Annotated in this window: 26 protein-coding genes; 9 read left to right on the forward strand and 17 right to left on the reverse strand. The window is 53.9% G+C overall.

The window, feature by feature from the left end; genetic code table 11:
* Positions 1-290: 290 nt before the first annotated feature.
* Together map and EKM97_RS08000 are read right to left on the reverse strand one after the other, a co-directional pair.
* Positions 291-1,124: a type I methionyl aminopeptidase gene (map, locus tag EKM97_RS07995; protein ID WP_125571876.1), complete on the reverse strand. Its 834-nt coding sequence runs from the start codon at positions 1,122-1,124 to the stop codon at positions 291-293.
* 55 nt (positions 1,125-1,179) lie between these two features.
* Entirely contained in the window at positions 1,180-1,710 is a 531-nt protein-coding gene (locus EKM97_RS08000) for a MarR family winged helix-turn-helix transcriptional regulator (RefSeq protein ID WP_125571877.1), read from the reverse strand.
* A gap of 257 nt (positions 1,711-1,967) precedes the next feature.
* On the opposite strand from EKM97_RS08000, the gene EKM97_RS08005 reads away from it, so the two are divergent.
* A complete protein-coding gene (locus tag EKM97_RS08005) occupies positions 1,968-4,301 on the forward strand; it encodes an ABC transporter ATP-binding protein/permease (RefSeq protein WP_125571878.1) in 2,334 nt (777 codons plus the stop codon).
* Between the two features lie 69 nt (positions 4,302-4,370).
* On the opposite strand, the gene EKM97_RS08010 is transcribed toward EKM97_RS08005, so the two are convergent.
* From EKM97_RS08010 to EKM97_RS08025, 4 genes are all read right to left on the reverse strand, one after another.
* A complete protein-coding gene (locus EKM97_RS08010; RefSeq protein ID WP_125571879.1) occupies positions 4,371-4,712 on the reverse strand; it encodes a type II toxin-antitoxin system RelE/ParE family toxin in 342 nt (113 codons plus the stop codon).
* Positions 4,672-4,932, reverse strand: coding sequence for an AbrB/MazE/SpoVT family DNA-binding domain-containing protein (locus EKM97_RS08015; protein WP_125571880.1), 261 nt, complete (start codon positions 4,930-4,932; stop codon positions 4,672-4,674). The genes EKM97_RS08010 and EKM97_RS08015 overlap by 41 nt, the downstream gene beginning before the upstream one ends.
* A gap of 134 nt (positions 4,933-5,066) precedes the next feature.
* Complete coding sequence (locus tag EKM97_RS08020; RefSeq protein WP_318530778.1) at positions 5,067-6,842, reverse strand: ABC transporter ATP-binding protein; 1,776 nt, start codon at positions 6,840-6,842, stop codon at positions 5,067-5,069.
* Between the two features lie 157 nt (positions 6,843-6,999).
* Positions 7,000-7,668, reverse strand: a complete 669-nt coding sequence (locus EKM97_RS08025) for a MarR family winged helix-turn-helix transcriptional regulator (RefSeq protein ID WP_125571881.1) — start codon at positions 7,666-7,668, stop codon at positions 7,000-7,002.
* Positions 7,669-8,247: 579 nt separating this feature from the next.
* On the opposite strand from EKM97_RS08025, the gene EKM97_RS08030 reads away from it, so the two are divergent.
* From EKM97_RS08030 to EKM97_RS08045, 4 genes are all read left to right on the forward strand, one after another.
* Positions 8,248-9,837, forward strand: coding sequence for an Nramp family divalent metal transporter (locus EKM97_RS08030; protein WP_125571882.1), 1,590 nt, complete (start codon positions 8,248-8,250; stop codon positions 9,835-9,837).
* A complete protein-coding gene (locus tag EKM97_RS08035; RefSeq protein WP_125571883.1) occupies positions 9,837-10,271 on the forward strand; it encodes a universal stress protein in 435 nt (144 codons plus the stop codon). Before EKM97_RS08030 ends, EKM97_RS08035 begins: the two co-directional genes overlap by 1 nt.
* An 87-nt stretch (positions 10,272-10,358) precedes the next feature.
* Positions 10,359-11,186, forward strand: coding sequence for an aminoglycoside 6-adenylyltransferase (locus tag EKM97_RS08040; protein WP_164507487.1), 828 nt, complete (start codon positions 10,359-10,361; stop codon positions 11,184-11,186).
* Between the two features lie 241 nt (positions 11,187-11,427).
* Positions 11,428-12,369, forward strand: a complete 942-nt coding sequence (locus EKM97_RS08045; RefSeq protein WP_125571885.1) for a dihydroorotate oxidase — start codon at positions 11,428-11,430, stop codon at positions 12,367-12,369.
* A gap of 60 nt (positions 12,370-12,429) precedes the next feature.
* Here the strand turns inward: EKM97_RS08045 and EKM97_RS08050 are convergent, their stop codons facing one another.
* The 7 genes from EKM97_RS08050 to EKM97_RS08080 form a co-directional block, all read right to left on the reverse strand.
* On the reverse strand, positions 12,430-12,750 hold the full coding sequence (locus EKM97_RS08050) for a hypothetical protein (RefSeq protein WP_125571886.1): 321 nt from the start codon (positions 12,748-12,750) through the stop codon (positions 12,430-12,432).
* A gap of 223 nt (positions 12,751-12,973) precedes the next feature.
* Positions 12,974-13,201, reverse strand: coding sequence for a hypothetical protein (locus EKM97_RS08055; protein WP_125571887.1), 228 nt, complete (start codon positions 13,199-13,201; stop codon positions 12,974-12,976).
* A 178-nt stretch (positions 13,202-13,379) separates the two neighbouring features.
* On the reverse strand, positions 13,380-15,218 hold the full coding sequence (locus EKM97_RS08060) for a cation:proton antiporter domain-containing protein (RefSeq protein WP_125571888.1): 1,839 nt from the start codon (positions 15,216-15,218) through the stop codon (positions 13,380-13,382).
* Positions 15,219-15,354: 136 nt separating this feature from the next.
* The gene (locus EKM97_RS08065; protein WP_125571889.1) at positions 15,355-15,612 is read right to left on the reverse strand and encodes a phosphoribosylaminoimidazole carboxylase; all 258 of its coding nucleotides are present in this window, start codon (positions 15,610-15,612) and stop codon (positions 15,355-15,357) included.
* A 155-nt stretch (positions 15,613-15,767) separates the two neighbouring features.
* Entirely contained in the window at positions 15,768-17,228 is a 1,461-nt protein-coding gene (locus EKM97_RS08070) for a UDP-glucose--hexose-1-phosphate uridylyltransferase (RefSeq protein ID WP_125571890.1), read from the reverse strand.
* Between the two features lie 3 nt (positions 17,229-17,231).
* Complete coding sequence (locus tag EKM97_RS08075) at positions 17,232-18,401, reverse strand: galactokinase (protein ID WP_125571891.1); 1,170 nt, start codon at positions 18,399-18,401, stop codon at positions 17,232-17,234.
* 23 nt (positions 18,402-18,424) lie between these two features.
* Positions 18,425-19,423, reverse strand: a complete 999-nt coding sequence (locus EKM97_RS08080) for a LacI family DNA-binding transcriptional regulator (protein ID WP_125571892.1) — start codon at positions 19,421-19,423, stop codon at positions 18,425-18,427.
* A gap of 263 nt (positions 19,424-19,686) precedes the next feature.
* Here EKM97_RS08080 and EKM97_RS08085 point away from each other — a divergent pair, with 263 nt between their 5' ends.
* A complete protein-coding gene (locus EKM97_RS08085; RefSeq protein ID WP_164507488.1) occupies positions 19,687-20,523 on the forward strand; it encodes an alpha/beta hydrolase in 837 nt (278 codons plus the stop codon).
* 41 nt (positions 20,524-20,564) lie between these two features.
* Here EKM97_RS08085 and EKM97_RS08090 read toward each other — a convergent pair whose 3' ends face one another.
* The gene (locus EKM97_RS08090) at positions 20,565-21,530 is read right to left on the reverse strand and encodes a diacylglycerol/lipid kinase family protein (RefSeq protein WP_125571894.1); all 966 of its coding nucleotides are present in this window, start codon (positions 21,528-21,530) and stop codon (positions 20,565-20,567) included.
* A gap of 216 nt (positions 21,531-21,746) precedes the next feature.
* Here EKM97_RS08090 and EKM97_RS08095 point away from each other — a divergent pair, with 216 nt between their 5' ends.
* The 3 genes from EKM97_RS08095 to EKM97_RS08105 all read left to right on the forward strand — a co-directional run bounded on the left by EKM97_RS08095 (position 21,747) and on the right by EKM97_RS08105 (position 22,711).
* A complete protein-coding gene (locus tag EKM97_RS08095) occupies positions 21,747-22,082 on the forward strand; it encodes a DUF2200 domain-containing protein (protein WP_125571895.1) in 336 nt (111 codons plus the stop codon).
* Positions 22,083-22,219: 137 nt separating this feature from the next.
* On the forward strand, positions 22,220-22,438 hold the full coding sequence (locus tag EKM97_RS08100) for a helix-turn-helix domain-containing protein (protein WP_125571896.1): 219 nt from the start codon (positions 22,220-22,222) through the stop codon (positions 22,436-22,438).
* Positions 22,439-22,459: 21 nt separating this feature from the next.
* A complete protein-coding gene (locus tag EKM97_RS08105; RefSeq protein ID WP_125571897.1) occupies positions 22,460-22,711 on the forward strand; it encodes a hypothetical protein in 252 nt (83 codons plus the stop codon).
* Positions 22,712-22,771: 60 nt separating this feature from the next.
* On the opposite strand, the gene EKM97_RS08110 is transcribed toward EKM97_RS08105, so the two are convergent.
* From EKM97_RS08110 to EKM97_RS08120, 3 genes are all read right to left on the reverse strand, one after another.
* Positions 22,772-23,278 (reverse strand): helix-turn-helix domain-containing protein, encoded by a 507-nt coding sequence (locus tag EKM97_RS08110; RefSeq protein WP_164507489.1) that lies wholly within the window; start codon positions 23,276-23,278, stop codon positions 22,772-22,774.
* Between the two features lie 92 nt (positions 23,279-23,370).
* Complete coding sequence (locus EKM97_RS08115; RefSeq protein ID WP_125571899.1) at positions 23,371-24,150, reverse strand: PHP domain-containing protein; 780 nt, start codon at positions 24,148-24,150, stop codon at positions 23,371-23,373.
* Between the two features lie 102 nt (positions 24,151-24,252).
* Positions 24,253-25,410 carry a GGDEF domain-containing protein gene (locus EKM97_RS08120; RefSeq protein WP_164507490.1) on the reverse strand — a complete coding sequence of 386 codons (1,158 nt, stop codon included), beginning with the start codon at positions 25,408-25,410 and terminating at the stop codon, positions 24,253-24,255.
* Positions 25,411-25,746: the final 336 nt, after the last annotated feature.

A 25,746-nucleotide genomic window follows, 5' to 3' on the forward strand; every position in this document is an offset into this window, starting at 1 on the left:
TACGCCGAAACGAAAAAGTAGCGAAGATAGATTCCGTCGAATCAATCTTCGCTACTAAGGTTAGTCTGTTTTTGCCAAGGACTTCGGCAAAAAGTTTAGCGGTAGCCTGGCTTGCCAGGCGTGAGCGACCCCGCGCCACCTACCTGCGGGCACGTAACCAAGTCGCCCCAGGCCCGACCTTGCGGTCGAAGTCTTATTTTCAATTTCAGCATCCTTGCGGATGAAAGTTTCACAACTTACGCTGACGGACAACAACAGCCCCCACCAGATGGTAGGGGCTGTTTGCGTGTTTAGAGATCTGTGAAGTTCAGTTCGTCAGGCGTTAAGAGGTACTTGGCGTCAAACTCGGGGTCCTGACTGGTCAGAATTTTAGGACCGTGGTCCGTGATGGCCAGTGTGTGCTCGTACTGAGCGGACAGGCTCCCATCAGCGGTTGTGTAATATTCCCAACCGGTCTCTGGCACGTACTTCGTTGCCAGTTCCCAAGTGCCGAGGGTAATCATCGGCTCGATGGTAATGACCATGCCGGGCTTGAGCCGCAGGCCGCGGTGCGGATTGCCGTAGTGGTAGATGTCAGGTTCTTCGTGCACGGAAGGGCCGATGCCGTGGCCGATGAGGTCGCGAACGTCACCCATGTGGTGCTTGTTTTCAACGTAGTCCTGAATGGCCCAGCCGATGTCACCGGTACGATTGCCAGCTTGTGCCTGCTCAATGCCCAGGTACAGGGCTTCGTGTGTGACCTTCATCAGGCGGTCAATGTCGGGGTTACTGTGTTCTTCGCCGCCGATAACGTAACTCCAGGCAGAGTCACTCTGGTAACCATGCCAAGAAACACACATGTCAATCTTCACGAGGTCGCCATTGTGAATTTTGAGGCCCTTGCGCGGTGTTGCGTGCGCAACTTCATCGTTGATGCTGATGCAGGTGGCGTAGAGATAACCGTCGACACCCTTTTCGGATGCGATGGCGTCGTGCGCCGTGATGTAATCATCAGCGAGCTTTTCGATTTCCCAGGTATCCATACCGTCGTGCAGCTTTGGCCGCAACATCTTGTGAACACCGGCCAGAATTGCACCGGATTTTGCCATGCCCGCGATTTCGCGGGGTGATTTCAAACTAATCAAATGAGTTTCCCACTCTTCTGTATATAAAATGTCCTAACACATAGGGATGTTTCCATTATAGTTCTGGTGGGGCTGGATGTGAACCGGACAGTTTGTGGCCGAACACTGCCTGGTCCATGTCGCGGGGCGTAGGGTGCTTGACGATTCCTGCTTTGGCCAACAGTGCCATTGAAGCGAGGAAGTGCTCGTTGAGCTCGTCGCGTTCTGGCGCGCTCAGTTTGCCCAAACGGGCGCGCAGATTTTCGCGGACGATGGTCATCTGCTCATCGGCCATTTGGTGGCCCAACTCAGTCTGGTATACGTTGACGATGCGGCGGTTTTGCTCGTTATGGCGCCGCTCAACCAGGCCACGTTCTTCAAGTTTGCTGACGGTGCGCGACAGCTGCGCGTTAGAAACACCGACGGCTTCCGCCAGCTCGGACATGGTGATGCCAGAGTGCGAGTAGATCAGCATCATCGTCATCAGGTTCAGGCTCGTCAGGTCGAGCTTCTTAATGTTGATACTCTGAAAAATAGCGTGCGCGGTTGTGACGAACATCTCCGCGAACAACCGGGAGTTCTCTTCTTCTGTAGTTTGCTTACCCATTACATTTATCCCTCCAAAATCATCCTTAAGACCGACTGATGTGACGCATTGTCATGTTAAGCTAGCAGTCGTATGTAGTCAGCCCGCAGGTTAACTACACTAATATACCAGTAATAATTAAATTTAACAATCGTCAAACGTTGACAATCGTTAAATAAAGTCTATACTCTGTAACTATCAACTGGAGCGCGACCTTGCACCGTATTTATTTGCGGATATGGGTGCAGCCTGCCCCTCCGAGAAGTGGAAGTGAAAACATGCTTGAACTCAAGCACATTAAGAAGTATTACCACGTGGGTGACACACTCACCAAAGCGCAAGACGACGTGTCCGTCGCCTTCCGCAAACAGGAATTCGTGGCCATTCTCGGACCTAGTGGTTCCGGGAAGACGACCATGCTCAACATCATCGGGGGTCTGGATCGTTACGATTCTGGTGACCTGCTGATTAAAGGCAAGTCAACCAAGACCTTCAAAGACTCAGACTGGGACGCGTATCGGAACAACTCCATCGGGTTCATTTTCCAGAGCTACAACCTGATTACCCACTTGTCCATCATCGACAACGTGGAGATGGGGATGACGCTCTCTGGGGTTTCTGGTGCTGAAAAGCGCAAGAAGGCCGAAGATGCGCTGATTCGGGTTGGCCTAAAGGACCACATGCACAAGCAGCCAACGCAGCTGTCTGGTGGCCAGATGCAGCGTGTGGCCATCGCCCGTGCGATTGCCAACGACCCTGAAATTTTGCTCGCCGATGAACCAACCGGGGCCCTCGACTCCCAGACCAGTGATGAAATCATGCAGCTGATCAAGGACCTGTCCAAGGAACGTCTGGTCATCATGGTAACGCACAACCCAGAGCTCGCGCACAAGTACGCGGACCGCATCATTGAGTTCGCGGATGGCAAAATTCAAAATGACTCCAACCCGCACGTTGAAGGCGAAAAGGACGGCAATTTTGAACTGAAGCGCACCAAGATGAGCTACCTCACCGCGCTGAAGCTGTCCTACAATAACATCCGGACCAAGAAGGGGCGCACCTTCCTGACGATGTTCGCTTCCAGTATCGGGATTATCGGGATTGCGGTGGTGCTGGCGCTGTCCAACGGTTTCCAGAAGCAGATTGATAAGACGCAATCTGAAGCGATGGCGGCGATGCCGGTTACCATTAGTCAGATCGGCAGCGACCCAAGCACCATGATGCAGCAAAAGAACAATGAAAACTTCAGCAAGCATAAGTACGTCACCGCTGAAAAGTCCGCTGCGGACAAGGCGCAGCACGTGAACAAGTTGACTGACAAGTACGTGAGTTACGTGAAGTCAATGAGTGCTAAGAAGGCCAAGAACATCGCGGTCACCTATGGCACCGGCCTCAACTTGATTCGCAGCGTTGACGGTAAGTACCAGACTGTGAAGTTCAGTAACGCCAGCGCCACCAGCAACAGCACGGATACGTCCGCGCTGATGGCCTCCTCAACGGGGGTCGGTGGTAGCGTCTACCCAATCGACCGCAACGGCAAGCAGTCCTTCCTGAAGAAGAACTACAAACTACTCGCCGGTTCTTACCCAAGCAAGGCCACGGACATCGTAATTATTGCTGACCGCGATAACAAGGTGAACATCAACGGCCTGAAGAACCTGGGCTTCAAGGTGAGTGAAGAAGAGAACCTGGGCTTCAACAAGCTGGTCGGCACGACGGTCAAAATGGTCGCCAACGACAACTTCTACCAGAAGTTGCCAACCGGTAACTACGTGCCAGCTAGTGATTACGCAGCCATGGCTAAAGCCGGTCAGACCAAGACCTTGCACGTGACCGGGGTGCTGCGGATTAAGTCCAAGAACAGTGACGGCCTCCTCGCCAGCGGGGTTGCTTATAGCGACCAGCTGACCAAGCTTGCACTGACCACGAACGAAAACTCCGCCATCGTGAAGGCCCAAAAGGCAAACCCAACGAAGAACATCATGACGGGTGCGTCCATGGATGCTACAACCGAAAGCGGCATGCTGACGACTTTGGGTGCCACCAAGACACCAACCTCCATTCAGATTTACCCAACCAACTTCAAGCGCAAGGACAAGGTCCTGAGCTACTTGGATAAGTGGAACAAGGGTAAGAAGAAGGCCGACAAGGTTGTTTACACCGACATGGCGGGGACCGTCTCCGACATGACCGGTGGCCTGATGGACGCCATCACCTACGTGCTGGTTGCCTTCGCGGCCATCTCCCTCATTACCAGCATGATCATGATTGCCATCCTGACTTACACCTCCGTTCTTGAACGGACCAAGGAAATCGGGGTCCTCAAGGCGCTCGGTGCTCGTAAGAAGGACATCACGCGTGTGTTCGATGCCGAAACGGCTATCTTGGGTGTTGGCTCCGGCCTGCTGGGCATTATCATCGCCTGGCTGCTGACCTTCCCAATTAACTCCGTGCTGGCGAGCGTTACCGGACTGACGGGGGTTGCGGTACTGAACCCAGTCCACGCCATCGTCCTCGTGATTATCGCGACCGTTCTGACCCTGCTCGGCGGCCACGTTCCGGCCCGCATGGCAGCGAAGAAGGATGCCGCAATCGCACTGCGCTCCGCATAATCGAATAACTGAAACCAATACGAAAGCCCCGGTGGCTCTGCATTTGCAGAGCCGCCGGGGCTTTTGCGTTTAGAATTCGATATTACCTTGCTTAAAGTTGAAAATTTTGCCAACGAGAATGGTTTCTTGATTAGGAAAGACACGGTAGAAGATAGCATACCTACTGCCAATGATGATTCTACGTGCAGGCGTCTCCAAATCATATAGCTCGCTAACATCATGGTAACGGTTAGAAAATATTTTTAGAGATGAAATTGCGAAGAAGATCTTTTGAACGTACCGTTCAATTGTTGCATCCGAAATTTCGTAATCTGCCCATTGACGGATGAGATTTTCCAGACTGGTGTGAAAGGATGCCGTATAGACGAGTTTATAGCTCATGTTTTCCCCAGCCATACTTACCGAAGTCACGTTCCATCTCTTCCTCAGTATAGAAGTCACCACGATCGAAATCGGCAAAACTCTCTTCGATTGCTGCACGAGCCCGCGCTTTTTGTGCTTCTTTCATGTCTAGATTAATTGTGTGACCATCATTGTAGTAAGCGAGTTGTTCGCCTACCTTAAGGCCTGCACTCTTTGGCAGAATGACACCTAAAGAGTTACCGATTTTACGTACCTTAAGGAACTCCATGAAAATTCCCTCCTTCGTCTTGTTATAACATCGTTATAACTTTTGCAGTTTAGAAAGACATCATGTTTGTTAATACGCGAATGCAATATGTACGAAAAAGAGAGCTATTACTCCCTTTTTTAGAGGAAAGTTATCTACGCACCCGCCCGCATTTGGTTCTCCACGTACTCACGGTAGAGTGGGTGCTTGGCGACAAGTTCCTTGTGTTTGCCGTGGCCACTCACGCTCCCGTTTTCGATAAAGTAGATTTCATCAGCATCAACGATGGTGCTGAGGCGGTGGGCGATGACAAGGGTGGTGCGGCCAGCCATCAGTTTATCGAGCGCCTTTTGCACCATCATCTCGGATTCGGAGTCGAGACTGGCGGTGGCTTCGTCCAGCATCAGAATCTGGGGATCACGCAAGAAGGCGCGGGCGATCGCGAGCCGCTGCCGCTGGCCGCCAGAGACCTTGACGCCGCGTTCGCCGACCTGGGTGTCTAGCCCGAGCGGCATGTCGCGAACGAAACCGTCGGCGTAAGCCATTTTGAGAACACGCCAGAGGTCATCATCGCTGAATTCATCGCCGTTCAGACCGTACGTGAGGTTGTAGCGAATCGTGCCGGCCATGATGGCGGAATCCTGACTCACCAGTCCAATCTGCTTGCGCCAATCGGCCAGTTTGATGTCCGCAATTGGGGTGGCGCCAAGCTTGATGTTGCCGCTAGTTGGCTGGTAGAAGCGCTCGAGCAGGGCGAAAATCGTGGATTTCCCGCCACCCGATGGACCAGCGAAGGCAATTACCTGGTTGGGTTTGGCGGTGAAGGAAACGTCATGCAGAATTTGTTTGTCATCAGCGTAGGCAAAATCTAGGTGCTCTGCCGTGAGGGTTTGCCCCGCGGCGTCAATGGCGCTGCCGCTGGCCTGATCTTCTTCCGGAGCCGCCAGAAGTTCCTGAATGCGTTCCGTGCTCCCGCTCGTTTTGGCGAGGGTGGAGAAGAATTGGCCGAGTGTACCCGCGGGTCCCATCATCTGAAACAAGTACATCAGGAAGGAAATCAGAACCCCGATGGACAAACTACCAGCGAGCACCCGGCTGGCGCCGTACACGAGCACACCAACGACCATCGCCATCATGGTGGCGGTCATGACAGGACCGGCAATCGAGTCATAAATGGCTTCTTTCAGGCCGACCTTGTACAGACGGTCAATCTGCTCACCACCAGCCGCGCGTTCATGGACTTCAGCGCCGGAGGATTTGACGAGGCGGACTTCGCTGAGAATTTCGTTGCTTTCACCGTTGAAAGTCGCGAGCGCCTCTTGTCGCGTGAAGCCGATTTTGCGGCTGCGTGTTGCCAGCGGCATGAAGATGATCAGCATCAGCGGGACAGCGATGAACATGATGGCAGTCATGCGCCAGTCCATGAACAGCATCAGCACTAGTGACCCGACCAACTGCAAAATGCTGGTGATCATCTGCGGGAAGGAGTTTGCCAGCAAATCTTTGACCTGCGTGGAGTCATTGACGAGCCGGGAGGAGATTTCGCCCGCCTTTTGTTCATCGAAGTAGCTGACCGGCAACTTGAGTAGCTTGTCCCAGAGGGCAAGACGCAGTTTGGCGACCACGTCCTCACCGAAGAAGCCCAAAACGGTGCCGGAGACCGCGCTGATGACGGCACTCAGGATGAAGAGGCCAATCACCAGGGCGCCGAGTGCAAGGTTGAGGTGCTTGCCCAGTTGGTTAATGAGGCCGGACGCGAATTGCGGCACAATCAGCTGGAATGAGGTGCTGATGAGGCCGAGTAGTAAACCGATAATGAGTTGCCAGTAGCGCGGCTTGACGCTAGCAATCAGACTGGCAAAGTTCTTAAAGTTGAAACCGCCGCGCCGCTTACCTCGGGGCGCCTGGGACATTTCCATACGTGCTTCCATTGTGTGTGACCTTCTTTACTGTGAAATTGGAACTAAAGCTGTCTCTAAAACTGAAACGCTCAACGCGAATCTCGCGCTGAGCGTTTTTTGTTGAGTCGGGCAATGCAGCGCAGCATTTGGTGTGCTTGCTGAAGCCAAAACGTGCTTGAATACCACTCTAAAATTCGTCGTCGTCAAAACCGTCGTCATCATCATGGTGTTTGGACTGATCATGGTCGTTCCAGCTGCCAAAACCACCCCAGGGACCATTCCAACCGCCGCGGCGTTGCATCTCACGCTGGGCAGCGCGCATCTGGCGGCCATAGTTTCCGAACTGGTGGTGCAACTTCTGAGCTTGGCGCATCATTTCTGCCATGCTGCGCTGGGTGCTGTCCATGATGTCGTCATCCTGCATGCTGGCGAGCAGCTTCTTCAGCAGGTCGCTGAGTTGCTGCTGTTCTTGCGTCGACAAACCGGCGAAGGCTGCTTCGGAGAAATCATCGCGCAATTCGCGACCGGTGCTGATGAGTTTGCGCCCGTCGTCGGTCAGGTAGATCAGCTGAACGCGCTTGTCGTCTTCAGACGGCCGCCGCTCAATGAGCTGGGAATCTTCAAGTTTGCCGACCAGGGTAGAAACGGAACTGGGCCGAATGTCGAGTGCCTCGGCGATTTCAGCGTTACTGATACCGTCGCGAGTGGCGAGCAGGCGCAAGAGTCGTTCCTGACCGCGGCCTTGGTTCTGGGGATGGCGGCCGAAGCGTGCAGCCTGGAAGGCGGCACTGGCGAAAACAGGTTGCTGCAATAGCTTGCCGAAGAGGGCAAGTAGTTCTTGAGAATCATGAGTCATAGAGAATACCTCCGTTTAAGGAATCTGTGTGTCGAGATTAGTTAGCTTTTGATTAATCAAGCTAACAAAATGCAGTTTAGAACGTTAGTTAGCTTTTGTCAACACAAACTAACAAAAACATTAATTGCAGCTGTTTACGCGCCGGATTCGCCGCGGCTTACAGAAAAAAGTAAAAAAGTGCCCGTTATTTTTGAACTAAACGATCAATGGTAATTCGTAAGCAAGACGGATATTGATGCCTGCGAAAGTCGTGCTTAACTTGCGGTGTATTTATAAAAGTCAGCGTGCGTTCATGGTTGACGGGGTGGGGATGATCACAGTTTGGTAAGTTGCTTAGGATAACCTAACAGTTAGTCAATCCTGATATTTAGCAACGGATAAATCTGCAAATAATAACAATGAACATTGCTCGTTTTTAATTTAGTCGCACCTAAAAATCCTCTTTAATCGCTTGTCAAACTGCCGTACACTAACAATGGTTTCAAAGCCAGAAACTATGCAAATCGCCGCTACAGCATTGCGGCAGCCGGAGGGTGGTGCCCCGCACCACAGCCTCGCGGCAGAAAGGAAGTTGTTATCATGAGTGATGCACCAGAATCATCCCGCAAGCACAAACTGATTGAGTATGCGAACGGGCCGTCACTGGAAGAAATCAACGGAACCGTCGAAGTGCCGAAGGGCAAGGGCTTTTGGAAGACCTTGTTCGCGTACTCCGGACCGGGTGCGTTAGTTGCGGTGGGGTATATGGATCCCGGCAACTGGTCAACGAGTATTACCGGTGGTCAGAATTTCCAGTATCTATTAATGTCCGTCATTTTGATTTCAAGCTTAATCGCAATGTTATTGCAGAACATGGCGGCTAAGCTTGGCATTGTCTCCCAAATGGACCTTGCGCAAGCGATTCGCGCCCGCACAAGCAAAACGCTCGGCATTATTCTTTGGATCATGACGGAATTCGCCATCATGGCCACCGATATCGCGGAAGTGATTGGTGCCGCCATTGCGCTCTACCTCTTGTTCCACATTCCCCTCGTCATTGCGGTTTTCGTGACCGTGTTTGATGTCCTGCTATTATTACTGTTAACCAAGATTGGTTTTCGCAAAATTGAGGCGATTGTGGTTTGCCTCATCATGGTGATTCTGCTGGTATTCGTGTACCAGGTGGCCTTGTCCAATCCGGACTGGGGTGGTGTCATCAAGGGATTGGTCCCAACGGCCGGCACGGTTGCCAATGGGCCAAAGGTCAATGGGATGTCGCCACTGAGCGGGGCACTTGGCATCATCGGGGCGACCGTGATGCCCCACAACCTGTACCTGCACTCCGCCATCTCGCAGACGCGCAAAATTAACCACAAGGATGAAGAAGAAGTCGCTACGGCGGTGCGTTTTACGCAGTGGGACTCTAATATCCAACTGACTTTTGCTTTCGTTGTGAACTCTTTGCTCCTGATTATGGGGGTTGCGGTCTTCAAGTCGGGCGTTGTGAAAGATCCGTCCTTCTTCGGACTGTTTAAGGCGCTGTCTGATACCACGATGCTTAGCAATGGGGTACTGATTGCAGTGGCCAAGTCCGGCATTTTGTCTATTCTGTTTGCGGTGGCGCTACTGGCTTCTGGGCAGAATTCCACTATCACCGGCACCCTGACCGGCCAAGTAATTATGGAGGGCTTCATTCACATGCGGATGCCGCTGTGGGCCCGCCGGTTGGTGACCCGTTTAATTTCGGTCGTGCCTGTGTTAATCTGTGTTTGGATGACGCGGAACTTGCCCGCCGTTGATGAACATGAGGCGCTCAATAACCTCATGAACAACTCACAAGTCTTCCTTGCGTTTGCACTCCCGTTCTCGATGCTGCCACTGCTGATGATGACAGATAGCGAGCAAGAGATGGGCAAGCGGTTCAAGAACTCGCTGTGGGTGAAGGTGTGCGGCTGGATTTCGGTTGTGGGGCTGACGGTCCTCAACATGATGGGTCTGCCGGATGCGTTCGCTGGTTTTCTGGACGCAGGTGCTAACGCTACGGCGGTAAACACCGCGCACATCCTCGCGTACTGTGCAATTGTCCTCGTGCTGGCACTACTCGTGTGGTGCATGTGGGACTTACATCAAGGTAATCTGCGTTTGGCGCGGCAACATGCTGCCCAGCGCAATAGTGAGGAGACAGACTAATGGCTGGAGACTACAAGAAAATTCTGGTGGGGACGGACGACTCCCCTGACGCAATCGCTGCTTTTCGTTACGCGATTCACCGGGCGAAGGCCGATGGTAGTGAGCTCATTATCGTTTCCGTGCTCGAATCCGATGACATGAATATTTACCAGGCCCTTTCTAAGGATTACGTTCACGGTGAACGTGGTGAATTGGAACAACACGTGCAAGGTTACGTTGACCTGGCGCGCAAGGCCGGCATTGCGCAAGTTCGCGGTGTGATTGCTGAAGGTAATCCTGGTGTGGAAATCGTCAAAACCGTGATTCCGCAGTATAATCCCGACTTGCTGATTATCGGTGCGAAGGCAGACACGGGGCTGGCCAAGCTCATGGGGAGCCAGGCCACTTACATGGTGAAGCACGCCCGCATTTCGGTGCTGGTTGTGCGCGAATAATTAAAGCAAAGCTGCTCGCAATCATATTTGTTGAATCTGCGAGCGGCTTTTTGCGTGCAAATGGCAGTGACGACAGGAGATGCAAGAATGAGTGATTTGGACAAAATTCTGGCGGATGCGCAGGATGATCGGAATATCTTGGCGGTGGGCACGGAGGGTGCGCGTAATGATGGTGCAGTACCTTCTGACAAATGGACGGACCTAGATGTCACCTTGTTTACGGCGGACCCCGTGGCAACGGACGGTATGGCTGTCTTGAGGCAGATTGGCGCCCCCATCATTGTGCAGCACCTCGAGCAGACCGGCCTGTTCGGCGATGACGCGTTCTGGCGTATCTGGCTCACCCGTTTTGCCGGCACCAAGCGGGTTGACCTCAAAATTGTGGCGGCTGACGCTGAAGCGGCTTATCTGACAGGCGATAGCTTGAACGCCATCGTTTGGCGGCGCGGCATCGGGGCAGTGCAGCCGCGCGCAACCAGTGCGGCGACGCACGAAGTCCCGGTACCCACGCAGATTGAGTTTGCGGATGTGGTGAACGAACTGTACTGGTGCGCTGGCAACGTGGTGAAAGGCATCGGCCGCGCGAACCTGCTTTACGCCAATGAGCAATTGAATCAGTACGTGCGGCCGCAGTTGCTCCAGCTGCTTGCTTGGCGTGAAACCATGCGCCAAGGTGGCCACTTTGACGCGGGCGTATCAGGCAAGTTTACCTGGCAGGCGCTCACCCGTAGTGAGCGGCAGGAACTCGCAGCGACCTATGACCAAGCAGACTTAATGGCACTGCGGCGGTCCGTCGTACTGTTACTAGATTTGACGCAGCGGGTGCTCGCGGATTTTGCGCATGATGGGCGCCTGCTTGTGCCGGATTACGTGGATGCGGCGGATATGCAGCTGCGGGAGCTGCTGGCGCGGTAGGGCAGACGCCGGCTTGCTTTTGGGGCGCGGTCTGCGCTACACTAGGCGCAATGTGAATAATGCGATGTCCAGTGGTGGCGCGTTGGCGCTACGTTGGAGTCGCGCGCCAAAAGGCAGCTCCTCAACAGCCAAGTAGGTAGAAACAAGAATCCTAAGACCGGGATTCTCGCTTCTACCTACTTGGCTGACCGGAGCTAACCGCCTTTTGGCGCAGCCTGTCAATAAATAAAGGAGTGCAGAGATGCTCAATTTACAGACACAGCTTGGCAACTTCCAGTTTGCCAACCCCTTGATGAACGCCAGTGGTGTTCACTGCATGGATAAGACCGAACTCGACGAGATGGTGGCCAGCGCTTCTGGCTCACTCGTGACCAAGAGTGCGACGGTAAAGCCGCGGCCGGGAAATCCCGAGCCGCGTTATGCCGACCTCACACTTGGTTCCATCAACTCGATGGGTCTGCCGAACCTCGGCATTGATTACTACCTCGATTACGTGCAACAGTATCAGCAGGAGCACCCCAATCAGCCGATTTTTATGTCGATTGTCGGGACGACTTTTGAAGATAACATCGCTGTCGCGCGCCGCATTCAGGAGAGCGACTTCAACGGTCTCGCTGAGATCAACCTGAGTTGCCCGAATGTCCCCGGCGAACCACAGACGGCTTACGACCCCGACCAGACTGTCAAAATTCTGGACGAACTCTTCACCTTCTTCACCAAACCACTAGGCGTGAAGTTGCCGCCGTTCTTTGACCTGGCCCAGTTCGACCAGATGGCCGCCATTCTGAACCGTTACCCGCTAGCTTTCATCAACACGATGAATAGTTTGGGCAACGGCCTCATGATTGACCCGGCAACGGACACCGTCATGATTAAGCCGAAGGGCGGATTCGGCGGTATCGGTGGGGCATTTGCCAAGCCGATTGCGCTCGCCAACGTGCGCGCTTTCCGCCAGCGCCTGCGGCCAGAAATTGCCATCATCGGGACTGGCGGTGTGCAGACTGGCCGCGACGTTTACGACCTGATTCTGTGCGGTGCGAACATGGTGCAGGTCGGGACAGCCTTACACCAGCAGGGAACCGGCATCTTCGACCGCTTGCTCAGTGAACTGAGCGGTGTGATGCAGACCAAGGGTTACAGCAGTCTGGCTGAATTCCGCGGGCAGCTCAAAACCATTGAATAATTGACAATCAGTAAATAGAGGCCAGCCGCCGCGCAGATGCGCAGTGGTTGGCCTCTTTAGTTAAATCAACGTCTTTAACATCGAAATGCCGTGCCAATAATCATCGTAAGCGTGCTGACTGGCAGCGCGGAAAGCCTCCCAGGCGGCTTGCTGAGGCGGGGTTAACTGCAGGTTGTCGAAAGAAATGGCACTGGCGATGCTGTTGCGAATTGGCACGACTTTGGCGTACAGGCTGGTCCCTTCGTATTGGGGTGCGGCAATGACGCTGATGGCGTCTTTAATGTCTGCTGCATAGGCAGCTGTGGCTTGGCCAGTGGCCAATGCGTGCATCAGATCGATGAGCGTGGCGATAATGGTTTGCTTTTCACTGATTGCTGACATGAAGAATTCCCCCAATGTCGGTTGCTGACAGCGGTTACATTCTTTCTATTTAGTTTAACACCAAGAGTGTATTAAAGCACTGCACAAGGCAAACGAGGTTGTTCTGCTGAAGTAATCAGAGAATGATTTTGGTTAAGGAAAAGAGGTGCTATTCCGCGACTGGGAATAGCACCTCTTTTGTTGTGTTGACGTTCCTAGCTGCATTGGACGGGAAGACAAGCCGTTAATGATGATGCCACCAGTTGCGAATGTCCTCGTGGAACCAATAGAAAATTCCGAGCAGCACCACGGCGGCTAGGGTTAGTAGGCCATTGGCAATGCCGTGGCTAAATCCACGTATGATGGTAAGTCCTGCTTTGATGAGGAAATACAGCATTGCGATCACGATGATGGCGATAATAATCCAGGCTAAAATGGTGGAACGGTCTGGTTTGCGACCTTGTTTGGGCATGCTGCTTTCCTCCAGTAGGTTTTCTTTGACTGTAATATAGCATGTGGTCAGCATCGGCACAATATGGCATGGCGCTGTGCAACTGGTCAAACGGTTTGTCTCGCAATTAAAAAGCATCAGTTTCCACAGTGGAGGAACTGATGCTTTTTGCGTTAACTAAACCGTGTTGCTAATGACGCTAATTCTGTTTACTGAGTTCCTGTTGCAACTGCCGGGCGGCGGCACGGTCACCGGTGAACAGCAGGTGATCACCCGGTTCAATCAGGGTGTCACCATGCGGGGCAACGAAACTGCCCTGCCGGTAAATCCGGGAGATGGTGATGCCAGCAATGTTCGGCAGGCTTTGCAGTGCGATGCCCGTGTACTTGTGATTACGGACCGCAGCTTCGTAAATTCCTGCTTCGGTATCGGTCAGGAGCTTCAGGGTGGATGGCGTTTCAATCAACCCCCGCATCAGGGAAACGTTGACGTTGTAGCTGTTGAAAATTTCCACACCCTTTTGCTCGAGCTCTTCGATGCGGACATCGGTCATGTCACGTTCAAAGCGGGCAATGATCCGCGGCACCTTGCGCTCAACTGCCGCCTCGGCGAGGTGATAGTTGGTCAACCCATCGCGGTAACCGAGAACCAGCAGATCGGTATCGAAGGCGCCGGCAGCTTCCAATTGTTCTGGCGTCATTTCGTCAACGAGCTGCACGTTGGTGGCCTGGCTGTTGTAGGTGCGGTAGTTCTTCTCGGAGTCTGTCAGCATGCGTAGCTCGTATTGCTGCTTGGGCAGCTTTTGGGCCACCGGAATCGTCAGCAAGTTAGTACCCACAAAAGTGACACGGGTGCGCACGACTTCTTCCGGCCGCGGCTGGTAGAGGCGGTTGAACATGATGGGCGAGCAAATCGCAGTTAGCACTGCCGCGATGGTGAAGGCGCCGAGCTGGGCCGTCGTGATGGCGTGCAGGTTCTGGGCAACAGTCAGAGTTGGCAGCACCAGCGTAATGGTGGTGGAGGTCAGAAAAGCCCCGGCCAGCGCGTTGCGGTTGGTGAAGCGGCGGCGGTAGGCGAGGTAGGGGATGAATTTTGCCAGGATGAAGCAGACAAAGAAGACGGGGATGAGGATCAAGGTGGCAGGGCTGGTAATCATGGTGCGCAGGTTAAGCTTGGCTCCCGACATGATGAAGAAGATGGGGATGAAGAAGCCGTAGCCGATACTGGTTAGCTTATCGCGCGTGATTTCGCTTGGCCGCAGCAGCTTCATGACCATGCCGGCGAGGAAGGCCCCGAGAATATTCTCGGCCCCGACTTGCTCAGCCAGCGTGACCAGGACAAAAATCAGGAAGAAGGCCAGCCGGATGTCGAGCTGCGTCGTTGATTTGTCGATGCTGGCAAAGAAGCGGTAGGGCGCTTTGAAGCGCCGGAGCAGGATAATGGCGGCCAGGAAAATGAGCGCGATTAACCAGATACGGCCGGCGTGTCCCCCGTTGATGGAGGCGTAGATGGTCAGCGCAATCAGTGGCACAACTTCACCCAGCGCCGCCGTCAGCAGGATGGTTTGCCCCAGCGGCTGGCTGAGCAGTTCTTTTTCCGTCAGTGCGGCGATGACAATCCCCAGCGCAATCGTGGAGAACAGGATTGTCGCGAGCATGATGTCGCTGAACAGACCAGAGAAGTGCAGGAGTAGCGCAAAGCACAGTGCGGTGAGTACGATGCCGGTGAACGCGACTGTCGCGAGCTTGACGGGCGTACTGATGACTTTCTTACTGCTGCCCGGCTTAGCAGGTTGGCGTTTGAAGAGGTCGAAATTGATTTCCATCCCAGACAAGAAGAGCAAGATAATCGTGCCCAAGCTTGAAAGGAGCGTCAGATCGGAGTTGGTATGTACTAAGTCAAAGCCCGTCTGACCCAGAATAATGCCGACGATGATTTCCGCGACGGCAGTGGGGATGAAACTGATTTTGAAACGCGCCATGAGTAGCGGCGTGACGAGCGCGGCCACCATGACGACGAGTAGTGAAAGTTGTGCCATAAGATTGTCTCCTTTACCTACGTACAGTTATCTAATATACGCGGGTTAGGTGCAAGGTGCACGCAAAAGGTGGTGAAAATACAGCGGTGTTTGGTGGGCATATTCGCCAATTCGTCCGGCAAGTGCACCGCATTACTTACTGTAAATCTTCCCACTCAATTTCAACGGACGGATAGTGAGCTTTAGTGCTCAGGTCCTCGCCCAGGGCGGCCGGATAGACCGCAAAATAGTCATCAGGCTTCTCGGCGGCGGCATTCTGCATGAAATGATTGGCTGCCTCCTCATCCCTGGCAATATAGAGCACCTCGACAACACCGTTGTGGCGTTGATCGGGACGTGGCATGGTGAAGGCATGTACGACGATAAAGACTGTTGGTGAGCTGGCTGTGTCCATATTCATTCGTCCTTTCATGACTAGTTGACTTTGTGCGTCAGAAACAATGTTGAGTAAGATTATAGAATTTGCGCACATATTGTCAACGTTGGGGTTGAAAAAAGAATACCCCGTTAGAGGTATTCTTCAGGAATGTTTGAATTATTAACGGATTGTCAGTTCAGCGCCGTAACAAAACGTGCAAATGCCGCCTGCCCCGCCTCATCGCGCTTGAACACGCCGGCGTCTTCGAGCACCCGCGCGAACACGAGGCCGACTGCACGTTGTAGCTGCGTCTGGGCGTTATCCTTGTTCCACGTGTAACGGGTCTTGAGTTCATCCGCCCAAGCGGCGTGCATTGGTGCCATCTGGTTAGGCTCACCCAGGAGGTACTTGCGCACTTCGGCGAGTTCGTCCTTGAGGCGTGCGGGCAGAATCGCCAGACCCATCACCTCAATGAGGCCAATGTTCTCGCGCTTGATGTGCTGCACGTCTTGGTGCGGGTGGAAAATGCCATCTGGGTACGCGGTGCTCGTCTTATTATCGCGTAGGACGATGTCCAGCTGGTAATTGTCACCAACCCGGCGCGCAATTGGGGTCACCGTGTGGTGCGGTGTGCCATCTGCGGCGTGGGCACGCACGTTGACGCTTGCATCGCTGTAGTCTGCCCAGACACTGCGAATCCGTTCGGCGCAGTCTGCCAGACGGGCTGGATCAGCGGCGGTCAGTCTAATGACGCTCATTGGCCAGTGCACAATTCCGGCTTGTACGTCGCTGAAACCGGTGAGCTGAATGCTGCGTTCCACGGGTGCTTTGGCCATTGGGAAGTCGTGCCGGCCGCCTTGGTAGTGTTCGTGTGCGAGCATCGAGCCACCGACAATTGGCAGGTCAGCGTTACTGCCGACAAAGTAGTGCGGCAGTGTGGTGACGATTTCCAGCAAGTTGGTAAAAGTCTGCTTGCTGATGTGCATGGGTTCATGCACGGCGTCCAGGAAGATGGCGTGCTCGTTGAAGTAGGCGTAAGGCGAGTACTGGAAGCCCCAGGTTTTGCCGCCAACTGTCATGCGCACGATGCGGTGATTGGCACGGGCGGCCTTACCGGGTTTGCCTTCGTAACCTTCGTTACTCATGCACAGCGCGCAAGCTGGGTAGGAAGTCGCCCGCATTTTGGCCGCGGCCGCGATGTCGCGCGGATCCTTCTCGGGCTTCGAAAGGTTAATGGTGATTTCGAGATCGCCGTAGTCGGTCGCAACTGGGAAGGCGATGTTGCGGGCAATCGCCCGCGTCTGGATATAGTTGCTGGCGCGACTGAGGGCATAGAAGTCATCAGTGGCTTGCTGCGGCGACTGGGCGTAGTCGTTCCAGAACTGGGCGTTGACCACGGACGGCGCCGGCACGGCCAGATCCATGAGGTCAGCGGCCAGGGCGTCGCGCGCACTGGCAGTATCTGCGCTCAGGCCGGCAGTAACCCCGGCGTCAACGAGGACGTCAAGGCACTGCAGAATGTCATTTTGTGCTGCGGGGCTGTCTTCGCCGACGCGGGCAAGGACACGGTTAAAGAGATAAGTGGCGTCCAGGTCCGTGTACTGCGGATTTTGCTCAACGATGAAGTGGGTGAATTGCTCAATTGCGTTCAAAAGTTATGCCTCCAGTGGCCGCGGACCATCGGCGATTTCGGCGATGTAGAAATCGGCCGCGTAGCCAATCTTTTGCGCGTAAGCGGCGCCGACTGCGGCAGCGACTTGCTGCGCCTGGTCTTTAGCGACGATGGCGATGGCGCAACCACCGAAGCCGGCACCGGTCATGCGGGCGCCAAGGACGCCGGGCTGAGCCAAAGCTGCGGTTACGAGCGTGTCCAGTTCAATGCCGGTTACCTCGTAATCGTAACGCAGCGAAACGCCAGATGCACTCACCAGCCGGCCAAAACGGTTGAGGTCGCCGGCACGCAGGGCAGCCTTGGCGTTAATGGTGCGCTGGTTTTCCAGTACCGCGTGGCGCGCACGCTTGAGCAAAGTGCCGTCCGCCACCACGTAGCTGTACTCATCGAGCTTGTCGCCGTCGATGGCACCCAGGCTCGGAATGTCGAGTTTGGTCTGCAGGCGGGCGAGAGCTTCTTCGCACTCGCCGCGGCGCTCGTTGTACTTGGAGTCGGTGAGCTTGCGCTGCTTGTTGGTGTTCATAATCAGAATGACATTATCGCCGAGATCCAGCGGCACACGGTCGTAGGCCATGGTGTTGGTGTCGAGGAAGGTAGCGGTGTTGGCCTCACCCATGCCGATGGCGAACTGGTCCATAATCCCGGAGTTCACGCCGATGTACTGGTTTTCGACAATTTTACCGTAACCGACGCGATCGAGCATCGGCACGTTCAGGTCGTACATGTCGTTCGCGATTTCGCCGATAAGCATCTCCAGTGATGCGGAGCTGGACAGGCCGGCGCCGTCTGGGAGGTCACCGGTGATGTAGACATCCAGGCCCTGGCTGTACTGCGCGCCGTGCTTGGCGAGCACTTGCAACATGCCGCGGGCGTAATCAATCCACTGATTAGTGCGCGGTACGTTCAGTTCGGCGATGGCGACCGTCAGAATGCCCTGATCGGCAAAATTAGCGGAGTAGAAACGGAACTGGCCGCTCCCGTTCGCCCGCACTGCGGCGTAGGTACCGAGGCTAATCGCACACGGGAACACGTGGCCACCGTTGTAATCGGTGTGCTCACCGATGAGGTTAATGCGGCCGGGGGCGAAGAAGTAGTTGCTAGGCTGAGCGTCGAACTGGGCGGTGAAGCCCTGGGTAAGTTCACTAATCTGCATTTTGAATTCCTCCTGTGCTTGGCTTAACGGTAAACGCGCGAGCTGGCGCGCAAAATTAACTCACTAGCGACGGTAATGTTAACGGCGGTCTGCGTGGGACCGGTGATTTGCTGCAGGAGCAGGTCGACCGCGGTCGTGCCCATCTCCTCGGTGGCGACGTGGACGGTGCTGAGCGTCGGCGTCAGGTAGCGGCCGACGGCAAGGTCGTTGAAGCCGATGATGGCGACGTCTTCCGGCACGCGGATGCGGCGCTCTTGGAGAGCCTTGATTGCCCCAATGGCGAGCGTGTCGCTGGCGGCGAAGAAGGCGGTCGGCAACTTGTCACCCAGCGTTTCGATGGCGCGGGTCATCGCGGCGTGACCACTTTCGATGCTGAAGGGACCGGTGAAAATGTAAGACTCATGCAGGTGCCCGCGCACACGCATGTAGTCCCGAAAGTCGCTCAAGCGCGGATCAGTGAGCGGTGTTTGGTCACCAGTCCGCTCGCTGCCGGCAATCATGCCGATTTGCTTGTGGCCGCTACTGAAGAAGTGTTCAATGATGGCGGCCACGGCGTGCTGGAAATCGGTGGTGACACAATTAATGTCAAAGCCTAATGTGTCTTGGTCGACCACCACGATTGGCCGCCGCAAGTTCTGCAGTTTGCGTAGCTGTTTGTCGCTGAACTTACCGATAGCGATGACCCCGGCCAGGTCGTCGCGAGCGGGCAGGTCAGCCGGTGCAAAGCTGCGCTGCACCGCGTAACCCTGTGCCTGCAGGGCGGTTTCAGCGCCCCAGCGGATGGTGCGGTAGTAGAGATCGTTCATTTCGGCTTCAGCCGTGTACCACTGAATCACGCTGACGGTACCACTGGTGGTCGCCGACTTGGGTTGCGGCTTGCTGTAATTGAGGCTTTCGGCGGCGGCGAAGACCCGCTGCCGGGTGTCACTGCTGACCTGCAGGTTGAGGTCGGCGTTGAGCACGCGGGAAACGGTGGCGGTCGAAACGCCAGCCGCCGCCGCGATATCTTTTAAGGTTGCCATGTTTCGTCCTCACATTTAGTAAATATCATTGAAAAAGTTTACTTGGTTGATAACGCTATCATAAACTATTTGGGAGCGCTTTACTAGCAAAGGAATGCTAAATTTTGGCAAAGCGCCGGTCCGGAGTTCCAGATAAATGACGTCAAAATGTGAAGAAGCACGTAAAAATACATTAAGTCAGTTCGCGGTGGCGTTTGCGAACGTCAAAATGGGGCATGCCAATGGTAGACTAATGCCAAGTCATGAGTGGGGGCGGGTTGAACATGCGGAAATACATATTGATAGTGATTGCGACAATGCTACTCGTCGTGAGCGCGGCGCAGACGCAAACAACAGCGGCCACTGCAGCCAAAATGCGTGCGATTCCGACGCTCTACCTGCACGGTCACCACGGTGGCCCGCGCTCCATGGACGCGCTCATGGTGAGCGCTGAAAGCAGTGACCGGGCCCACGCGGTGATTACGGCGGTGGTATCACGCCGCGGTAAGGTGCACCTGCGGGGGAAATGGCCACGCGGTACTCGCCGGCCACTCGTGAAAATTGTGTTCAAAAACAATCGTACACTGCGCTATCACCGCATTAGTACCTGGCTGCACAGCGTGCTGGTAGCCCTGCAGGAACGCTATGGGGTCACGCACTTCAACGTGGTGGCCCACTCACTGGGGAATGCGGCGGTCTTGTTTTACGAACTCCGTTACGGCCGCGACCGCACGTTGCCCCAATTGAACAAGTACGCCGCAATTGCCGGAAATTTTAACGGCATTCCTGGACGTCATCGTGGTCAGCACCGCAACCACATCATGCCCGGTGGTCGGCCGGCGTGGATTGCGCCGCAGTTTCGCCACGCGCTTCGTCGCCAAGATAATCTGGATCTGCACAACGCTGAGGTGCTCAATATTTACGGCAATATCGAGGACGGCTCGCACTCTGATGGCAAGGTGCTGAATGCCAGTTCGCGCGCACTGAAGTACCTATTAAAAGGCCACGTGCGGTCTTATCACAGCCATGAATTCCTAGGTTGGCGTGCCCAACACAGCATGTTGCGGCTGAATCCCGAGGTGGCCACGGCGGTCGATGACTTTATCTGGCAGGAAAAATAAAGAGCCCTGGAAGCGTGACTAGCTTCCGGAGCTCTATTTTTTTAGCTGTTCAGTTTATTGCTGGTGATCCAAAAGTCCTGTTCGGCCATGTCGAACACAATTCCGTAAGGTTGTTCGGCCCAGGATTCACCGTCGACCTGCGCAAACTGCTTGCTGGCGGTGCTGATCTCGATGTGGCTGGCCTGAATGTGGTGACGGTATTTAGTTTTGCCTACCGGCTTGCCGAGAATGGAGCGCACGGCCTGGGCGACGAAGACAGCGAGGTTTGGCCGGTCGACGACAATCAAGTCGAGCTTGCCATCGATGGGGGTGGCTGCTGGCAGGATGCGAACACCACCACCGAAGTAGGGGTGGTTGGTCGTCGTGCACAGGTAGGCGTCCTTGATGACCTCAGTCTTGCCGTTGGCGCGCACCGTGACGGTGAAGGGCTTGCGCTTAATCAGAATGCGGACAATCTGGTTAATATAGGAAAGCGAGCCTGCGTGCAGGCGGTTGAGCAGTTTTTTGCTGGTCGCGATGTTGGCGGCGTGTACGATGGCGGCGTCAAAGCCAATCCCGAAGTTGTTTACGAAGAAGCCGCGGGTTTCACTCTGCAGTTCGACATAACTGCCAATGTCCAGGTGTAGCGGTTTGGTTGCCCCGAGCACCTGGTCGAGGGCCTCGAGTGGCTTCTGGGACAGGCCAATCCCGCGGGCAAAATCATTCCCGGAGCCGGCCGGAATGTAAGAAACGGGCAGGTGCTGCGGGTTACCACTCAGGTGCAAGCCGGTGATGGCTTCGTTCAGCGTGCCGTCGCCACCGATGACGAGCAGCACACTGTTCTCGCGCAGTTCACCCTTGGCAATCTGCTGGGCAAGTTGCACGGTGTGGCGCGGGTAGTTCGATTCAAACAGTTCGTAGGGGACCTCGCGCTCGGCAAGTTTTGCCGCAATCAGCTCCCAAGTTTTGCGCGCGTTGCCGGAACCGGCAACCGGGTTATAAATCACGTAGAAGAACTTCGACTCCATGGGTCCACCTCTGTTTTCGAAAATTAACACCCATTATCTTAACGCACTTTGTGCTATTATTTCGCGACAATCCGCCAAAACGTGACAAATGTCCGCTTGAAAAACGAAGAGTGGCTGGTAGTTGCATATTTTGGACGTGAATGAATTGCGCAAAAATGGGGGATTGGCTATGATGATAGCAATGATGAAATGGCTTTCACACAAAGGAGTACGCGCATGGCACAATCCGTCTATGACTATTCTTTCGCTAAAATTTACACACTATACCTGCAGAAGGTCACTAAAAAAGGCCGCACCCAGGATGAACTGGATGCGGTTTTGAGCTGGTTAACTGGGTACGACAGTGCGACGCTCCACACGAGTCAGTTGGCGCTGAAAGATTTCTTTGCGGCTGCCAAATTAAATCCGCAGGCGCCGCGAATTACGGGAGTCGTCTGCGGCGTGCGCGTGGAAAATATTCAGGAGCCACTGCTGCAGCAGATCCGCTATATGGATAAGGTGGTTGATGAGTTGGCGAAGGGAAAAGCCTTGACCAAAATCGAGCGTCAGTGAAGAAACTTGGCACCTCATGGGTATTTCCCGGGAAATGCTGTCAAATGCAACCAGTGGTTGTCATTTTGCAACCAGGAAGTGGTCGCTTGTTAAGGGGATGCATAGCATAATATTGGTAATGAAGGGGGCGGCAGACGATGTTCAATGACAATCTTGCCATGTTACGTAAGCAAGCCGGAGTATCACAAGCAGAGCTGGCGGCAGCGATTGGTGTTAGCCGTCAGGCAGTATCGAAGTATGAGAATGGCACTGCAGAACCAGACATTGCAAAGCTTACACAGCTCAAGCAATATTTTGACGTCTCCTTCGATCAGTTACTTGATGGCGCGCAGCCGCGCGTTAGTCAGTCATCGTGAACCGTGGTTAATGGGAAAATCATGATTAAAACCGCGTCTGGACGTCTAGCTAGTTTCAGTGGTTTCCGTATTGGCACTAACATTACGTTGAAGAAAAAACAGCGCGTTGCCTTGATAGGTGACTCTGATGTCGTGACTTTCTTTGGCCTCGAGCAACTGGTTTTAGGCCTGTACGCTAGTCGGCGTGATGCTGAACGAGAAATTGAGTCAATTCAGTCAGCGATGCAAAATGGTGTTGCCAGTTATGAATTACAGTTTACACAAGTGAATTAGTCTCAGTATCTGCAATCAAAAAGTGGTGTTCCCAGTTGTCTGGAAACACCACTTTTTCAATTAACCAAGACGCTTCATGAGCAAGGCAACCAGCACGAAAGCGAGGATGACCCAGGTTGAAATATGTGCTGTACGCCGGTACCAGCGGACATTCTTCATTTGTTTCATCGTGTGCTGTGCAGAAATTGTGTTCGCACAGATGACAAGAAACAGCAGGTAAAACATGTTGTCCGATATTGAAAACGACTTGAATAGCGATGGAAAGTACAACATGCACATCAGGAGCAAGTTAGTGATTATTGGACTAAGCAGTGCCCATTTCTTGATGCCTGCCAGTTGCTCCTTGCTTTTAATGTCGTCCACCCAATCAGATCCTTCCATGAGTAAGTCGTCGAGGGAGATGGCGTAAACTTTGGACAGCTGTAACATGACTTCCACATCGGGAACGGTGCGGCCGTTCTCCCAATTGGAGATGGTCTTCACCGACACGAAGAGCCGCTCGGCCAGTTCGGCCTGGGTCCAGTCATGCTGCTGACGTTGCTGTCTTAATTTTGTTCCCACTTCCATGGGCACCTCCATCATGCTTGGATCTCTGGTATGTGTACATCCAAAATACTGCCGGTGCGGCGCAAAGGCAACGGAAAGTTCTTTCCGCCTAACTAAAACGTGACTAGGGTCGGTGTGTGCTTGCGGTACACGGCGAGCTTGTCCACGCCGTTTTGCCGCAATAACTCTTGAGCGTCAGCAAAATGATTGCGGAAGGCGTCGCCGGTGTGGGCGTCGCTGCCGATGGTGAACAGGGTGCCACCAGCTGCTAGGTACAGCGGAATGGCGTATTCATATAGTGCCAGGTTGCGCCAGCGATACATGGACTTAGTGTTGAGCTCAAAGGCGAGATCGTATTCCACGGCGCGGGCGAAGATTTGCTTGAGCAGGGGTCCTGCCCAGGCAGCCAGTTGTGCTGGCGTCACGTCCAGCACGCGCAGACCGTAGTCAAAATGCGCTAAGACGTCGGCGTCATGGAACTTTTCCAGTCCTACCAGCATCCGTTCGTAGTAGGTTACGACCTGTGTTTGCACCTCAACATCGCGGAAGTGGGTGTCTTGGTAGTCATAGCTGCCATCGTGGTGGAAACTGAGCAAGGTGATGTCATAATCGCCAGCTGCGAGGTAGTTGCGAATGGCGTCTAGTCGTGGTTCGTAGTAACCCACTTCGATGCCGCGTAAGAACTCATTGCCGCAAGACTGCGCCAGTTGCTTCTGCTCGGCAACGTAAGCCGGGTAGTCGGGTTTGTCATCGCGCTTGTCATCGTCGGGATTGCTCATCTCCAGGTGCTCGGTGGTGACAAATGGCAACTTGGTTTGCTGGAGGTAGTCGCGCATCTGGGCGTCACTGTCAAAAGAATAATGGGTGTGTACGTGCTGATCGAAGTAAGTCATGTTTTTTCCTCCATATCGAGATGGCCAGTGCCGACTGTGCGTATAGAAAAGCCTGATTCGGGTTGCATTGCCAATCTGAATCAGGCTTTTTGTGCTTAAACGTTAAGGGTGCGGCGCAACGCCGAGCGTAATACCACGAACAGTTACGATGTTGCGACCGTTGCGCTTAGAACTGTACAGGTATTTATCCGCACGGTTGTAAACATCCAGGTAGTTGCGATCCTCTTTGAGTGAGCGGTCTTCGCCGAGCGAGATGGTGATGCTGAAGGTTTCACCCTTGTCGGTCGTGAAGACAAGCTTGCTCAGTTCGTCATGCACCATCTGCGAAATGGCGCTGGCCTTCTGGAAGTCCTCTTCAATTTCAAAGAGGATGAAGCTGAATTCCTCGCCACCGGTGCGGTAAGTTTTGACCGGAAAATCAAGACCGGCGGTAATCATGGTGAGCCGCTTGGCAACTTGTTCGAGGACGAGGTTGCCGACTAGGTGCCCGTAACGGTCATTAACGTGTTTGAAGTGGTCAATATCAAAAGTGTAGAGGGCATAAGCTTCACCGCCCGCCTGCATTTTGTCGTAAGCCGCGAGTAAATCCTCGTTGAACACCCGGAAGTTGTTGAGCTGGGTCAGTTCGTCGACACGGGCTTCTTCAACCAGTGTGGCCTGGTGGTCACGCTGGCGTTTGGCGAGGTAATGCACCTCCCACAGGTAGAACAAGGTGAGCAGTAAGGTCACCATCTGGAACGGCCAGCCAACGTCGATGCCATGCAGCGAGTAAATGTTGACGTACAGGAACGGGGCGGCGAAAACCAAGCCGAAGGGGTAGTAGTACAGGGGTTTTGCGCCAATCTTGGTACCGTAACGCTGGCATAGCCACATGAGCACCAGTGTCACTAGATAGATTGGCAACCAGTGCGGCACATTGGGCAGCCACCAGAACCAAACCAGTAGCACCACGGCTAAGCTGTAAAACGAGCTGTGGTGGCGCGAGGACAACAGTGTATACATCACAGTACCGATTTGGAAGTTGATGTAGGTCCAGCCGTAACCCTGGTAGTTATGCTGCTGCATGATGCTTAAGACAGACGCGGTGTGGAACAGCACGAGAAAGGCAATTGTGAGTACAATCACGTAAGTTGTCCGCAGGCGCTTATTGCGCTTGCTAGTCATTTTGACGTGCAGAATCCAGTCGACCAGCATGGCAAAACCGATGAGAACAAGGCTGTTTGTGATAAATGTAATTATACGAATAGACCAGTTTAGCACCTTGTTCCCCCCTTTGTGAAAAAGCAGCTCCCCGATGAGCATCTCACCACGATAATATAACACAAAAATCGGTCAATTTGTTTGGATTGAGCACAGTTGTATTAGTAATTTTGTTAACAGTATAAGTATACAAATGTGCAGGCCCGTACCGCTTACAATTGGTGCACAAGTGTTTCCAAATTAGCAGCTGAATACATAACTAATTGTTAGCGGTCATGTCTGCTAAATGTACGGACAAGGTGACTTAGACCAGTGGCGGCCGGAAGCCCGTGGTGACGGTCGTGCACAAAAATACCGTTCGTGTATAAAACGAACGGTATTTTGCGTATTTGAAGG

Source organism: Lacticaseibacillus songhuajiangensis (genome assembly GCF_003946025.1).
GTDB lineage: Bacteria > Bacillota > Bacilli > Lactobacillales > Lactobacillaceae > Lacticaseibacillus > Lacticaseibacillus songhuajiangensis.

Excerpts from the sequence above, each read along its gene's own strand:
- EKM97_RS08005 (WP_125571878.1), top strand. The coding sequence starts at position 1,968 with ATGCTTGAACTCAAGCACATTAAGAAGTATTACCACGTGGGTGACACA.
- EKM97_RS08105 (WP_125571897.1), top strand. The coding sequence starts at position 22,460 with ATGATTAAAACCGCGTCTGGACGTCTAGCTAGTTTCAGTGGTTTCCGT.
- EKM97_RS08110 (WP_164507489.1), bottom strand. The coding sequence starts at position 23,278 with ATGGAAGTGGGAACAAAATTAAGACAGCAACGTCAGCAGCATGACTGG.
- EKM97_RS08085 (WP_164507488.1), top strand. The coding sequence starts at position 19,687 with ATGCGGAAATACATATTGATAGTGATTGCGACAATGCTACTCGTCGTG.
- EKM97_RS08115 (WP_125571899.1), bottom strand. The coding sequence starts at position 24,150 with ATGACTTACTTCGATCAGCACGTACACACCCATTATTCTTTTGACAGT.
- EKM97_RS08100 (WP_125571896.1), top strand. The coding sequence starts at position 22,220 with ATGTTCAATGACAATCTTGCCATGTTACGTAAGCAAGCCGGAGTATCA.
- EKM97_RS08050 (WP_125571886.1), bottom strand. The coding sequence starts at position 12,750 with ATGTCAGCAATCAGTGAAAAGCAAACCATTATCGCCACGCTCATCGAT.
- EKM97_RS08035 (WP_125571883.1), top strand. The coding sequence starts at position 9,837 with ATGGCTGGAGACTACAAGAAAATTCTGGTGGGGACGGACGACTCCCCT.
- EKM97_RS08025 (WP_125571881.1), bottom strand. The coding sequence starts at position 7,668 with ATGACTCATGATTCTCAAGAACTACTTGCCCTCTTCGGCAAGCTATTG.
- EKM97_RS08020 (WP_318530778.1), bottom strand. The coding sequence starts at position 6,842 with ATGGAAGCACGTATGGAAATGTCCCAGGCGCCCCGAGGTAAGCGGCGC.
- EKM97_RS08090 (WP_125571894.1), bottom strand. The coding sequence starts at position 21,530 with ATGGAGTCGAAGTTCTTCTACGTGATTTATAACCCGGTTGCCGGTTCC.
- EKM97_RS08075 (WP_125571891.1), bottom strand. The coding sequence starts at position 18,401 with ATGCAGATTAGTGAACTTACCCAGGGCTTCACCGCCCAGTTCGACGCT.
- EKM97_RS08015 (WP_125571880.1), bottom strand. The coding sequence starts at position 4,932 with ATGGAGTTCCTTAAGGTACGTAAAATCGGTAACTCTTTAGGTGTCATT.
- EKM97_RS08065 (WP_125571889.1), bottom strand. The coding sequence starts at position 15,612 with ATGGACACAGCCAGCTCACCAACAGTCTTTATCGTCGTACATGCCTTC.
- EKM97_RS08060 (WP_125571888.1), bottom strand. The coding sequence starts at position 15,218 with ATGGCACAACTTTCACTACTCGTCGTCATGGTGGCCGCGCTCGTCACG.
- EKM97_RS08030 (WP_125571882.1), top strand. The coding sequence starts at position 8,248 with ATGAGTGATGCACCAGAATCATCCCGCAAGCACAAACTGATTGAGTAT.
- EKM97_RS08045 (WP_125571885.1), top strand. The coding sequence starts at position 11,428 with ATGCTCAATTTACAGACACAGCTTGGCAACTTCCAGTTTGCCAACCCC.
- EKM97_RS08080 (WP_125571892.1), bottom strand. The coding sequence starts at position 19,423 with ATGGCAACCTTAAAAGATATCGCGGCGGCGGCTGGCGTTTCGACCGCC.
- EKM97_RS08095 (WP_125571895.1), top strand. The coding sequence starts at position 21,747 with ATGGCACAATCCGTCTATGACTATTCTTTCGCTAAAATTTACACACTA.
- EKM97_RS08000 (WP_125571877.1), bottom strand. The coding sequence starts at position 1,710 with ATGGGTAAGCAAACTACAGAAGAAGAGAACTCCCGGTTGTTCGCGGAG.
- EKM97_RS08055 (WP_125571887.1), bottom strand. The coding sequence starts at position 13,201 with ATGCCCAAACAAGGTCGCAAACCAGACCGTTCCACCATTTTAGCCTGG.
- EKM97_RS08040 (WP_164507487.1), top strand. The coding sequence starts at position 10,359 with ATGAGTGATTTGGACAAAATTCTGGCGGATGCGCAGGATGATCGGAAT.